At 36.9% G+C, this 12,948-nt stretch carries 13 protein-coding genes and 1 pseudogene; 11 read left to right on the top strand and 3 right to left on the bottom strand.

All coding sequences use genetic code 11. The features are described from left to right. Positions 1 to 215: 215 nt before the first annotated feature. On the bottom strand, positions 216 to 782 hold the full coding sequence (locus H4J76_RS06125) for a bacteriohemerythrin (RefSeq protein ID WP_182216676.1): 567 nt from the start codon (positions 780 to 782) through the stop codon (positions 216 to 218). 427 nt (positions 783 to 1,209) lie between these two features. On the opposite strand from H4J76_RS06125, the gene H4J76_RS06120 reads away from it, so the two are divergent. The 3 genes and pseudogenes from H4J76_RS06120 to H4J76_RS19865 all read left to right on the top strand — a co-directional run bounded on the left by H4J76_RS06120 (position 1,210) and on the right by H4J76_RS19865 (position 4,722). Further along, positions 1,210 to 2,838, top strand: coding sequence for a cytochrome D1 domain-containing protein (locus tag H4J76_RS06120; RefSeq protein ID WP_182216678.1), 1,629 nt, complete (start codon positions 1,210 to 1,212; stop codon positions 2,836 to 2,838). Positions 2,839 to 2,925: 87 nt separating this feature from the next. Further along, positions 2,926 to 3,477 (top strand): annotated as a pseudogene (locus tag H4J76_RS19870) (NapC/NirT family cytochrome c); the annotation flags it as partial. 81 nt (positions 3,478 to 3,558) lie between these two features. Next, positions 3,559 to 4,722 carry an ethylbenzene dehydrogenase-related protein gene (locus tag H4J76_RS19865; RefSeq protein ID WP_259377122.1) on the top strand — a complete coding sequence of 388 codons (1,164 nt, stop codon included), beginning with the start codon at positions 3,559 to 3,561 and terminating at the stop codon, positions 4,720 to 4,722. 185 nt (positions 4,723 to 4,907) lie between these two features. Here H4J76_RS19865 and H4J76_RS06110 read toward each other — a convergent pair whose 3' ends face one another. Next, complete coding sequence (locus tag H4J76_RS06110; RefSeq protein WP_182230263.1) at positions 4,908 to 5,132, bottom strand: hypothetical protein; 225 nt, start codon at positions 5,130 to 5,132, stop codon at positions 4,908 to 4,910. Between the two features lie 361 nt (positions 5,133 to 5,493). Further along, the gene (locus H4J76_RS06105; RefSeq protein ID WP_182230262.1) at positions 5,494 to 6,168 is read right to left on the bottom strand and encodes an alpha/beta hydrolase; all 675 of its coding nucleotides are present in this window, start codon (positions 6,166 to 6,168) and stop codon (positions 5,494 to 5,496) included. Between the two features lie 450 nt (positions 6,169 to 6,618). Here H4J76_RS06105 and H4J76_RS06100 point away from each other — a divergent pair, with 450 nt between their 5' ends. The 8 genes from H4J76_RS06100 to H4J76_RS06065 all read left to right on the top strand — a co-directional run bounded on the left by H4J76_RS06100 (position 6,619) and on the right by H4J76_RS06065 (position 12,869). Further along, on the top strand, positions 6,619 to 6,933 hold the full coding sequence (locus H4J76_RS06100) for a plastocyanin/azurin family copper-binding protein (protein ID WP_259367744.1): 315 nt from the start codon (positions 6,619 to 6,621) through the stop codon (positions 6,931 to 6,933). Positions 6,934 to 7,366: 433 nt separating this feature from the next. Beyond that, a complete protein-coding gene (locus H4J76_RS06095) occupies positions 7,367 to 8,623 on the top strand; it encodes a hypothetical protein (RefSeq protein WP_182230260.1) in 1,257 nt (418 codons plus the stop codon). 115 nt (positions 8,624 to 8,738) lie between these two features. Then, on the top strand, positions 8,739 to 9,554 hold the full coding sequence (locus tag H4J76_RS06090; protein ID WP_182230259.1) for a CbbQ/NirQ/NorQ/GpvN family protein: 816 nt from the start codon (positions 8,739 to 8,741) through the stop codon (positions 9,552 to 9,554). Beyond that, the gene (locus tag H4J76_RS06085; RefSeq protein ID WP_259366341.1) at positions 9,547 to 10,164 is read left to right on the top strand and encodes a cytochrome c oxidase subunit 3 family protein; all 618 of its coding nucleotides are present in this window, start codon (positions 9,547 to 9,549) and stop codon (positions 10,162 to 10,164) included. Before H4J76_RS06090 ends, H4J76_RS06085 begins: the two co-directional genes overlap by 8 nt. A gap of 18 nt (positions 10,165 to 10,182) precedes the next feature. Further along, positions 10,183 to 10,437, top strand: coding sequence for a cytochrome C oxidase subunit IV family protein (locus H4J76_RS20275; RefSeq protein WP_182216457.1), 255 nt, complete (start codon positions 10,183 to 10,185; stop codon positions 10,435 to 10,437). Between the two features lie 82 nt (positions 10,438 to 10,519). Continuing rightward, a complete protein-coding gene (locus H4J76_RS06075; protein WP_182216459.1) occupies positions 10,520 to 10,900 on the top strand; it encodes a hypothetical protein in 381 nt (126 codons plus the stop codon). Between the two features lie 135 nt (positions 10,901 to 11,035). Further along, positions 11,036 to 11,476, top strand: coding sequence for a cytochrome c (locus H4J76_RS06070; RefSeq protein ID WP_146796219.1), 441 nt, complete (start codon positions 11,036 to 11,038; stop codon positions 11,474 to 11,476). A gap of 4 nt (positions 11,477 to 11,480) precedes the next feature. After that, complete coding sequence (locus tag H4J76_RS06065; protein WP_182216461.1) at positions 11,481 to 12,869, top strand: cbb3-type cytochrome c oxidase subunit I; 1,389 nt, start codon at positions 11,481 to 11,483, stop codon at positions 12,867 to 12,869. Positions 12,870 to 12,948: the final 79 nt, after the last annotated feature.

Here is a 12,948-nt window from a genome sequence, read left to right as displayed (position 1 = left end):
GTTATGTGTGTTGAGTTTTATTCGTCAATACATTGAGTGAGAATAATCCTTACCCTGGTGTAAAATCAACAAGGCTTAAATTGAACCTTTATTGCTTTTACTCTGAAACACTATTCTTTAGGTGATAAACAAACAAACGTAATAAAGCGGCCGATCACTAGCAATAATTTCTACAATAATAGAGATTTCTTTTGAGTAATATTTTTGGATACTTCTTACTTTACGCCATGTGCTGTTAAGCACTGGGTATATTCTTTGTCGGTGCCATTGATATGATTAATTAACCATTCTTTTAAGAAACTACTGACTTCAGATAGTGCGTCATGACCTTTTTCATCATACAAGCTAACGAATGATTCAACTTGAGCTATCATCACCTTATGTTGTTTTTTATGGGCTTCAACATCAATAAAATTATGCTCAACAAGTAAATTTTCTTCTCGTTCAAAATGATATTTTGTGTAAGCAATTAAATTACTCAATGCTTGACGTTCAAAATCTTCACTCATCGCATAGTCATAGGCAGTAGTGAACTGATTAAGTAAGTTAATCAGTTTTTTATGATCATTATCTAAACTTTCAATGCCGACGCTATATTCTTCTTGCCACTCCAGCTGATTGCTTTGATTTGTTTTCTTATAAATCAAAGGTACCAGTGCTAGCACAACAATTAATACCCAAGAAACTGGATTGGCCATGCTTGATAAAAAGCCTAAAAAAATAGCAACAATAATCAAACCAATAGTGGCGGCATATAGTAAAGACTTAGTGCGGTTATTCATAAATAATACCCCTAAAATTAATGTGGTTAAGTAGTTGGTTTCTGTGGTGATTCTAATACGAAAATAGCTTAAGTCTTCTAAAAACGCCTGATTTATTGACCTTGATCAAGTTGCAAATTCATTGATGACTAAAACTTTTAAAACTTGATCTGAATCAGGTTATTTATTCCTGAAGTAATGAATAGTTACATTTGTTTACTGGACTAACACTTTTTCTTGTAATTGATTTTAAGTTGCTTTCAATAATAAAGCGCGTAGACCAGAACGTTAACAACGACGAATTTGTTTATTGGTGTTTCAGTTTCGACTTTTATTAAAGCGAAATAACCGAAATTCTAATAAAAATAAAAATAAAATTAGAGTAGAACACTGAAAAAATAAGAATTATCCAAAACATTAAGCTCGTAAAAATATCTGGAGAATGACGATGAAAATAATTAAATATGGCTTGTCAGCACTTGGTTTAGCAATAGGAATGGCCGTTACTGGTATTAGTCTGTCTGTATCAGCAACAGAGCCGACTTTGTCTGAGGCTGACTTTGATAAAGCGAAATTACAATACTTTCAACGCTGTGCTGGTTGTCATGGTACTTTGCGTAAAGGCGCAACAGGCAAAAATTTAGAGCCTGAAAATACTTTAAAAAAAGGCCAGCAACGTTTAGAGAAGATTATTTCTTTAGGTACTGAAGGTGGTATGAATAACTTTGACGATTTATTCAGTAAAGAAGAAATAGCTAATTTAGCGACCTTCATTCAGATGGAACCACCTATTCCTCCAGAAATGTCTTTAGCGCAAATGCGCTCTTACACCAAAGAATATGTAGCACCGAAAGATTATCCAACTAAACCAATGCATGGTTTAAATTGGAAAAACTTCTTTGTTGTTATCGAACGTGACGCAGGTACTGCCGCCATTATTGATGGTGATACTAAGAAAATTATTGCTCACCTCGATACGGGTTACGCAGTACATGTCATTAAAGGTACAGAACATCATAAAGTTGACCATGCAAAAGATATTGGACGTTTTTGGTACACCATTGGTCGTGACGGTAAAGTAAATAAAATTGATTTATGGCAAACGCCTGACAAAATGTTAGTTGCTGAAACTAAAATGGCTTATGACGCTCGTGATATCGCAGTTTCTGGCGATGGAAAATACGTAATTGCTGGAGGTTACTGGCCTGCGCATTTCGTTATTATGGATGCAGTAACATTAAACCCACTTAAAGTTGTATCTACTCGTGGTTACAATACTAAAGGTGAATTCATCAATGAAGCACGTGTAGCTGCTATTTACACTTCGCCTTTAACGTCTTCATTTATCGTGGCAGTTAAAGAAACTGGTCAAATGCTACAAGTTGATTATACCGACTTAGATAACTTAACCATTACTAGTATTGCTTCAGCAGAATTTTTGCATGATGGTTTCTTTGATCCCTCTGGTCGTTACTTCCAAATTGCGGCTAATGCTTCAAATAAAATGGTTGTGATTGATACTATTGAACGTAAGTTAGAAGCGATGATTGAAGTTGATGCATTACCGCATCCTGGTCCTGGCGCTAACTGGATTGATAAAGAATGTGGTCCTGTTGGTGGCACAACTCACTTAGGTGTTGGCCTAGTATCAGTATGGGGCAATGATCCTATGGGTCATCCTGATAAAGCTTGGAAACTTTGCTATGAAGTTGAAACAGATGGTGCTGGTGCATTTATCCGTACCCATGAAACTTCACAATATGTTTGGGCTGATCAGTTGAAACATCCTGAGCCAGAAGTTCAACAATCAGTACAAGTATTTGATAAAGATACTCACCAAATCGTTAAAACTATCCGTGTAACAACAGAGCCAGGTAAAGCGGCACTGCATATGGAGTTTAATGATGACGGTACTGAAGTTTGGGTATCTGTTTGGAATCGTAAAGATGCTAGAAACCCTACGGGTGAGATTGTAATTTACGATGCAAAAACGCTTAAAGAGTTACATCGTATCAAGGGTTTAACAACGCCTACTGGTAAGTTTAACGTTCATAATCGTATGAACCACAAAACTTAATTAGTCATTTGACTAATAATGCGAGTGCAACAGCCGTTGTACTCGCACTCTTTGTTTAATTTTTCGCTTTATTCCTACGAGTTAATTATGGTAAATAACACAATAACTAAACCTAGCTTTTGGTCTCGTCGACTCCTGCTGGGTACAACAGTAGCCGGAGCTGTGCTCTTTTTTGTTGTCGGTATTGTTTTTTGGGGTGGCTTTAACACCGCGATGGAAGCAACAAACACCACAGAGTTTTGTATCGGCTGTCACGAAATGGAAGACAATGTTTATCAGGAATATAAACCCACCATACATTTTTCAAATAGAACTGGCGTAAGAGCGGGTTGTCCTGATTGTCACGTACCTAGACCTTGGATCCACAAAGTGGTGCGTAAAATACAAGCCTCTAAAGAAGTATTCTCTTGGTTAACGGGTAAATTAGATACCAAAGAAAAATTTAATGAACATCGTTTTGAACTTGCTCAGAGTGTTTGGAAAGCGATGAAAAATACTGATTCACGAGAATGTCGGAATTGTCATAATTTTGAGTCTATGAATCCAGAATATCAAAAACCTCGGGCCCGCAAGCAGCATTTAAATGCATTTGAAACAGGGCAAACCTGTATTGATTGTCATAAAGGTATTGCTCACCATGGTGTGAGAGATCAATTGTCAGATGAAGCACTTGAAGCTCTTGAAGCACCAAACCCTGAATTTATTCGCGAAGTACCGCAAATGTACCTTGATGGTTTAGCGCGAGTAGAAGCAAAAGAATCCAAAGATGCTGCAGATATCAAGGAAGCAGAGCTTGCTGAGAAAGCGAAGATAGATGAAAAAATTGAACAAGCAGTTCAAGCAGCATTAACCAATGCAGGTACTAATTCAACCGCTAATAAAGCAATAACTGATAATGCTTTAGCGACGAGTTCTAGCAGCACGATTAATGTTGATTGGTCAAAAGCAAAATCCACAGATATTAGCGTTTTTTATCCGGGAACTGCATCGTTAGAATGGATATTAGGCCGGTCTCATGGTGGTAAACGTGCTTTTAGTAAAGGTGACCGTTGTATTGAATGTCATGGTAAAGAAATTGCTGATATTGGTGAAAATATTGTTTCAGGTAAAAGTGAGAAGGAACTTGAGCCAAACATAATACCGGGTAAGCGAGGAAGTTTCCCCGTAACAATTGATGCTAGCCATGATGATGAAAGCTTATATTTGAGGTTTAGTTGGGCTGACGGTGATCATGCGCCAGTTCCGTTTGTTGAAGGGGGTAAAATGGATCCTGATAACCCAATGAAGTTAGCCTTTATGTTAGCAACGGACGATGTTGAATATGCTGACCGTGCTGGGTGTTGGGCAACCTGCCATGCTGACGCTAACTCTATGCCTTATGCGCCGATAAAAGAGGAGCTCATCGGCTCAGATATCGCTACACGCTTAAATTTAAATTCAGGTGTTACTAAGTACTTGAAAGAGTCGCGTACTGAATTAGAAATAAAAGGCCGTGGTGATAAAGCATTGGGTGGTTGGGATAAATTGAAAGGTCAGAGTGATATTGATGCTGCGCAAGCTGAAAATAAATACATGGATATTGTTCGCTATAAATCTGGCAGCAAAGAAGTTGAAGATGGTCAAATATTAGCTGAACGTAATATGCATGGAGGTCAAGGCGCGGAAGTTGAAGCGTCATTGAAAAATGGTACTTGGTCTGTGGTCATTAAACGTAAGCTTAAATCTGACAAAGTGGGTGATGTCAGTATTGCCGCAGGTGCAGTATATAACTTTGGCTTCGCGATACATGATGATTATTCAAGCGCTCGTTACCATCATGTATCATTTGGCTATAAGTTAGCACTTGATAACGATAACGCAGAAATTAACGCCGTTAAACTTTAACACCGCTATAAACATTATTATCAATGGGTTATTTACTGAGCTCCAAAGTGCAACTTTGGAGCTTTTTTATATTCAGGATGGCTGTTCATTGACATTCTTGTTACACGGCATTAGGGCATCAGGGCGCTATGGCAATGAGCGATTTTATTATAGCTTTGAATGACAGAACACTGACTTTTTAGCTTTTAGCCGGTATAAAGAACCATTTTATGAAAGCGATTATGGGGGTAAGTTATTTGTTCAAAGGGAGTAACCCAATAATATCCAAAGTTGTTGGTTAAAGGTAAGTCGAGTGCAGGTAAAAACTCTACTTTATCAAGCTGATTTCGAATAAGAAACTTAGAGAGCAAAGCTATGCCTAACTCTGCAGTTGCGGCTTTAGCAATGATAGATACTAGTTCAAACAGCATGCCTTGTTTTGTTGGCGTTTAAGCATTAGGTTGTAAAAACCAATCTTGCCAAGCTTAAAGACGTGTTGCTAAATGTAATAGCAGTAGTCACTTTAAATCATCGATGTTATTTAAATTATGCTTTGTTAAAAATTTGGCTGAAATAACGCGCATAAATTATTCACCCATTAAAAAATCACTTTGAGTTTTGGCCAATCTGGATAGCCACTGTGAATGGTAAAGAGAGTTTTAGATATGAAAGTCAAGGGGTTAATGTCGGAGGTTGGTCGTTCATAACTAACGTGTTATTTCTTATCTGACCTAAATGAATAAAGCCGACAATATGCCGACTTTATTTTTATTGAGTTAATTTATAGCTTAATTACTTTAACAGGGTATTCACCAACCAAGCTGAAATATCGCTAAGTTGTTCCGGTAATACGCTGTGAGGCATACGATAAGATTGCCATTTTGTATTATATCCAGCATCAATCAATAGTTGATTGGCCATTTTTCCCGAGCTCATTGGTACTACGTCATCTTGCTCACCATGGTTTTGCAAAATAGGAGTTTGCTTATTGGCGATGTGACAGTTGTCGGGCAATTTATCTGCGGTTGGTAGGTAACATGACAAAGCCATAATGCCCGCTAAGGCTTTTGGGTACCTAAGACCGGTAAATAAGCTAATAACGCCACCTTGGCTAAAACCTGCTAGTACTATTTTATTGGCAGCAATACCAGAATCTATCTGCTGTTGAATAAGCGCGTGAATGGCTTGTTCAGACTCAAGTACGCCAGCCATATCAGCTCGATTATGCAAGTCCATACTTTTTATATCGTACCAAGAACGCATCACATAGCCTTGGTTAATTGTTACCGCTTGCTCAGGAGCATGCGGAAAAATAAAACGAATACCGTGAGCCTTGGGTAAATTTAATACCGGAACAATGGGAGCGAATCCATCACCCGAATCTCCAAGCCCATGTAGCCAAATAACACATGAAGTTGCTGGAGAACTAGGATCTATAGTGACGCGTGCTAAAGGTTTTATCGGCATGTAGTTTACTTATATTAAGGATATTTAATTGTCTGATATAATAACAGCCTCTGACCCTTTCCTGTAGTGGTTACTGGAATAAGGTTTTAATTATTTTTTTACTTTTTCTTTATTGCTATCTTTAAAATCTATGATTAAGCCGCTTACGACAATATTATTAATTTCATCGATTCTGTTAAAATAGCGCTATTGTCAGAATAAATAAAATTTTCCTGCGGCAATATTAATAATATATGTTGTGCTCATTACTGCGCCATCATCATAAGAAAGTTATAATATATTTAACCTCAGCGCTTCTTTATTACTCGTTATTAGTATGATTTTGTGAATAAAATTAATGAATAAATAAAGGTAATAAACTTGAGATAGAACAGGGTTAGGCATAAATATAAAATGTAATATCTGCACTGTTAAATGATTTTTTATAAATTTAAAAGTGAGGATATGCTAATGAAAAAGTTATTGGTGATTATGTTAATACTATTTATTCAATTTTCAGTTTATGCAAAAGAAGTGGTTGTAGAAATATATAAGAAAAACTTTATTCCCGCCCATATTACCATTAATGTCGGTGATACCGTGATTTGGAAGAATATTGAAAAACGTCAGTATCATAACGTATGGTTTAAACAGTTAACCCAAGAAGAGCCTGATTACATTTTTCCTGGTGAACGCTATCAGCGACGTTTTTCACTTGTGGGAGAGTTTCCTTATGAGTGTGGACCTCATCCGAAAATGCAAGGTGTAGTTACTGTTATTGAATAACGTATGGTTTAAACAGTTAGCCCAAGAAGAGCCTGATTACATTTTTCCTGGTGAACGCTATCAGCGATGTCCTGCCACGGGATAACTTAACTACCAAGAGCTCTGTACTTAAATTAACAGAATAATAACTTATAATAAAGTGTTGTTGAAAACTAATCATTACACGTCAATTTTAACGTTCCGTTTAACTACACGCTATGCTTTATCGATGCTAATTATAAGTTGGGTGGTGTAGATGCATAAAGATTAAAGTTGGCTAGCGTTTTTTTTCGCAGATTAAATCAACAAAACACTCCTCATTTGCTATAATCGATACACTTAATTGCAATACCTAATAAAAACGTGGATTTTTCACGCTTTTTTTATATTATTTCTAATCTATGCTTAACCGTATTATTAGTGATAATTCCTTATACGGAGTTTATATAGTTTCATGAGAAAGTTGTTATCTTCACCTGTTAATATGCCCTTGTCTGATGCTGAAAATCAGGTTTATCAAAATGCCCTTAAATATGTCACGCCATTGAGCCTAAATTTAATGGCGGTTAAAGTGACACATCGTCCAGATGATTTTCTGGGCTGGTGTGGCGAGTTGGCCCGACTATGTCGTGAAGAACTTAATAAGGATCTTTTAGAAGATGAGCAACTTTTACCGCTTAAGAAGCTACAAGATATTCTCGAAGCTGGCTTTACGCTTAGTCAGTTTAAAATGGCTAGAATTGCTCCTTGGCCTATATTTGCCAGTTTTATTGAACAACAAAGCACGATTCATGCTTTAGATGAACGTTTACGTTTATTGAATTATCTTGACGAAATTCGCCAACAACCTTTAGCAGACTTAATTGTTGAAGACCGTTTAGCTTTTTCTGGTAAGCACACAACTCAGCATGACTACAGCATTTATAATTTTGATGTTGAATGGTTTGCGGGCACTAAAGGTGCAAAAGTTTTTCATACCTTGCTTGAGCAGTCGCCAGAAAAGTTTGATGCAGCATTAGCGCACATTCCTTTAACTGGAGAAGTAAGTCATGCAAACTACCAAAGTTTTGTTAACGACTTCCAACAAATTTTTAAAGAATATACGCAAACAAAAGCCCAAGGCGAAAAAGCGCCTTTAGCGGTAGCTACACGTCTATTAGCGATGCGCAGACCGGATCAATTTATTGCATTAAATAACAATAAAATTGATATTCTTTGCCAAGGCTTATCGATTGCTAAACTAAAAAACACAGATTTTTCATCTTACTGGCATGACATGATTGGTACTATGCGTACTTTTGCATGGTGGCATCAAGCACAACCAGAGATAGTTGAAGTAAACAGTGATGTAAGTGAGGGCGAAGAAAGCGCTCAAGATGAAGCTACTAGCAACAAAGAAAATCGTGAACTTATCCTTTGGAAAAATCGTGCGGTATTAATTGATTTATTTTTATTTGCTGATGCTGATTTAGCACCAAATTCAAACTACATTAAATTACGTGAAAAAATGCTTAATAAAGCGAAATCGAAGTCAAAGGCGACGCCTAAAAAACGTAGTAAAGAGTCAGCTGAAATATTAGTGGACAAAGCGCTTACCTCAGAAGATCTTCCAGCGTACTTGCAGGGTAAACGTGACTCAATTATTATTCAGGTTAAAAATGGTAAAAGTGTTGAACAAGCTATCGGTTTAATGCGCGCAATTTTTGGCTAATTAATCGCTATTTTCATGCTCAATTGATCGGAATCAACTAAGGTCCATTCAAATTTGCAGCTAACTCATTTAGGGCGTATTTTAACGTTAAGTTAAATTACGCCTTTGAGTTTTTATGAACACCGTTAATCTTAAACCTTCGACCAAAACTGACGGTTCTTTATATTATAAAGAACAAAAGAATGAAGTCTCCTTATTTGAATATGCCTATCACCATCAATTACCCGTATTAATTAAAGGGCCAACAGGTTGTGGTAAAACGCGTTTCATTGCCCATATGGCAGAAAAACTCAATAAACCCCTTTATACTGTTTCTTGTCACGATGACTTAACCGCTGCTGATTTAGTAGGTCGCCATTTAATTGGTCCCAACGGCACCTATTGGCAAGATGGTCCGTTAACAAAGGCTGTTCGTGAAGGCGGCATTTGTTATTTAGATGAAGTCGTTGAAGCACGCAAAGATACAACCGTTGTATTGCATCCATTAGCTGATGACCGTCGCGTATTACCCCTTGAACGCACCGGTGAGTTAATAGAAGCCGCCCCCGGTTTTATGCTGGTTGTTTCTTATAATCCCGGATACCAAAATCTATTGAAAGGTATGAAGCCAAGTACACGTCAGCGTTTTGTGGCACTGCGCTTTGAATACCCTACTGCGGAATTAGAACAAGAAATTTTAATTAAAGAAGCAGGGGTTGATCCCCATTTAGCTTTTAAATTAGTTGAACTTGCCCAAGCTTTACGTCGTTTAGAAAAAAACGATCTCGATGAAGTTGCTTCAACACGTTTGTTAATCTATGCAGCGAAAATGATTTCAAGTGGTATGAATCCTATCGAAGTTTGTCGTTGTTGTTTAGCCGAACCATTATCAGATGATATTGATACGGTTAATGCTTTAATGGATGTTGCTAGAATCTACTTTGATGAGTAACAGCGTTATTACTTCAAAAACTTCAGAACTTCGCGAGGTTAAAGTAGCTGACAATATGGTTAATAAAAGACTGCCGGGTGATTTAGCCATGTGGTTTTTTATTCTTGCTGAACTTACTGTCTTTGCTATATTTTTTATTGGCTTTGCTATTACTGAGCAATTACATAGTGATATGTTCATTGCGAGTAAAGCTAAGCTTCACCCGATTGCGGGTTTAATTAATACGATTGCCTTAATCACCAGCAGCTTATTTGTTGCTTTATCTGTTCGAGCTATTCATCTTCATCAAGTTAAACAATCAATTAACTTACTCGTCATTTCACAAGTTATTGCCTGTATTTATTTAGCAGTAAAAATTTGGGAATATCAGTTTCTCTTCAATATAGGCATTGATATAGAGACAAATACTTTTTTTACTTTGTATTTTCTTATTACCTTCTTCCATTTTATGCATGTACTTTTAGGTATGGTTATTCTGCTTATTATTGGCGTAAATGCTAAGAAAGGTGCTTATCAAGAGGACGTCTCTGGCTTTGAATCGGGTGCAAGTTATTGGCATATGGTTGATATGTTATGGATTATTTTGTTTCCACTTATCTATGTTATTTAAAGAGGCGGTAATGACACTATGATCACTTTGAAACAAACAATTATAAGTTGGCTACTTTTAATTATATTGACCTTTAGTTCAGTTTATATCGGACAGGTTATAAAATCCCCAGAGTACTTAATTGCTTTTGTATTATTAATTGTTTTCCTTAAAGGGCAGCAAATTACCGATGTTTTCATGGAACTTCGCACAGCGCCTAAAATGTGGCGGATATTATTACTTGGCTATGTATTTATAATTCCTGCTGTTATTTGTGTAATTTATCTTTTGTAGTGATGTTTAAGGCGTTGGGCGGTCTATTCAGATTAATCATTGACCTAAACAATAGTGTTACTTTTAGTTAAGAGAGGTTTATATGAAAAATTCAGTTGAGCAGTCATCGAACCAACACCATTCAGCCAAAGATGGCCGAGATGCTATTATTTATCAATCGTTATTTTTGATGAATTTATTACTTATACCTGGCCTGTCTTTTTTAATTTTAATATGGTTATTTATTAAAAAAAAGCACCAGAAAGGCTGGCAATGTATTCATCTATACCGCTCCATTCAATTGTCTATTTTAGCCGGCTTTTTTATTATCGTAATTCCGCTTGTTGTCTTACTAACAACTGATGCTTTTGAAGTGTCTTTAATGGTGATGATCATTTACTTTGTTACTATGCATGCCGCTTTTGTTTTGCTGGGAATGCTAAATGTTTCTAGGGCAATGGCGAAAAAACTTCCACTTTTTTGATATAACGCATACTTACCTTTTTTTTAGTCACAAATTATTACACATTCTTTAAAACTTGATAGAAATCAAGTCTCCTTATTTAAGAGCGGTTTATTATCCTCAAGCTTTATTATCGTTTTTACTAAGGAAAACACCATGTCAGAGCGTTTTACTAAAGGCATGGCTCGGAATATTTATTATGGAGGAAGCGTATTCTTCTTCTTAATATTTCTAGCTTTGACCTACCACACCACCAAAGTGATGCCTGAAAGGGATCACCGTGAAAATATTACCGAAGCTGTTGCTCACGGTAAAGAACTTTGGGAAGAGAATAACTGTATCGGTTGCCATTCATTAATAGGTGAGGGGGCTTATTTTGCACCTGAACTCGGTAATGTTTATAAACGCCGTGGCGGTGAAGCGGGCTTTAAAGCCTTTTTAAATGGTTGGATGAAAGCTCAGCCGTTAAATATCCCTGGCCGTCGTCAAATGCCAAACTTTCATCTTAGCGATAAAGAAATTGATGACTTAGCAGAATTTTTGAAGTGGACGTCAGAGTTAGATACTAATGACTGGCCACCGAATATTGAAGGATAATGCGATGAACACTTTAAAATATCAATCTCAAGCGGTCGCAAAACCTTATTTCATTTTTGCATTAATACTCTTTGTTGGCCAAATTCTATTTGGCTTAGTTATGGGGTTACAATATGTTGTTGGTGACTTTCTTGCTGGCGCAATTCCTTTTAACGTAGCACGTATGGTGCATACCAATCTACTAATAGTCTGGCTATTATTTGGGTTTATGGGCGCTGCTTATTATATGGTTCCAGAAGAATCTGAAACTGAACTTTATAGTCCTAAATTAGCTATTATCTTGTTCTGGATATTTGCCGCCGCAGGTGTTGCAACTATCTTAGGATACCTATTAGTCCCTTATTCAACTTTAGCTCACTATACGTTAAATGAATTATGGCCAACGATGGGACGTGAGTTCCTTGAACAGCCTACTATCACAAAAATTGGTATTGTTATTGTTTGTTTAGGCTTTTTGTTTAACTTAGGTATGACTATTTTAAAAGGCCGTAAAACAGCTATTAACATGGTGTTGATGACAGGTTTAATTGGTTTAGCCGTATTCTTCTTATTCGCATTCTATAATCCAACTAACTTAGCACTTGATAAGTACTTTTGGTGGTTTGTTGTTCATTTATGGGTAGAAGGTGTATGGGAATTAATCATGGGCGCAATTTTAGCTTATGTGTTGATCAAAATAACAGGTGTTGACCGAGAAGTTATTGAAAAATGGTTGTATGTCATTATTGCAATGGCGTTAATCTCAGGTATTTTAGGTACAGGTCATCATTTCTACTGGTTAACTACTCCAGAATATTGGCAGTGGGTGGGCTCTGTATTCTCAGCAATAGAACCTTTACCATTCTTTGCGATGGTATTGTATGCCTTTAACATGGTTAATCGCCGTCGCCGTGAGCACCCTAATAAGGCTGCGACACTCTGGGCATTAGGCACGTCAGTAATGGCATTCTTAGGTGCAGGTGTTTGGGGCTTCTTACATACATTAGCACCAGTAAACTACTATACCCATGGTTCACAAATTACTGCTGCTCATGGTCACATGGCTTTTTATGGTGCTTATGCGATGATCGTAATGACAATTATTTCATATGCTATGCCTAAGTTACGTGGTATCGGTGAAGCTAATTGTAATCGTGCCCAAGTACGTGAAATGTGGGGATTTTGGTTGATGACTGTTGCTATGGTTTTCATCACATTATTCTTAACAGGTGCTGGTGTATTACAAGTGTGGTTACAGCGTATACCAGAAAGTGGTGAAGCGTTAAGTTTTATGGTAACTCAAGATAAACTTTCAATATTTTATTGGCTACGTGAAATTGCCGGCGTGTTTTTCTTAATTGGTTTAATTTCCTTTATCTCCAGTTTTTGGGTGAAAGAAAAAGTAGCTAGCTAAGTACTAGTATATGTTGGTATTAATCAACAGAAAATGAAAGCCGGTTACTGAAAAGTAACTGGCTTTTTATGTTCAGGAT

Source organism: Colwellia sp. BRX9-1 (assembly GCF_014077195.1).
In the GTDB taxonomy this organism is placed as follows: Bacteria; Pseudomonadota; Gammaproteobacteria; order Enterobacterales; family Alteromonadaceae; genus Colwellia_A.
This window is presented reverse-complemented; position numbering and strand designations above follow the sequence as displayed.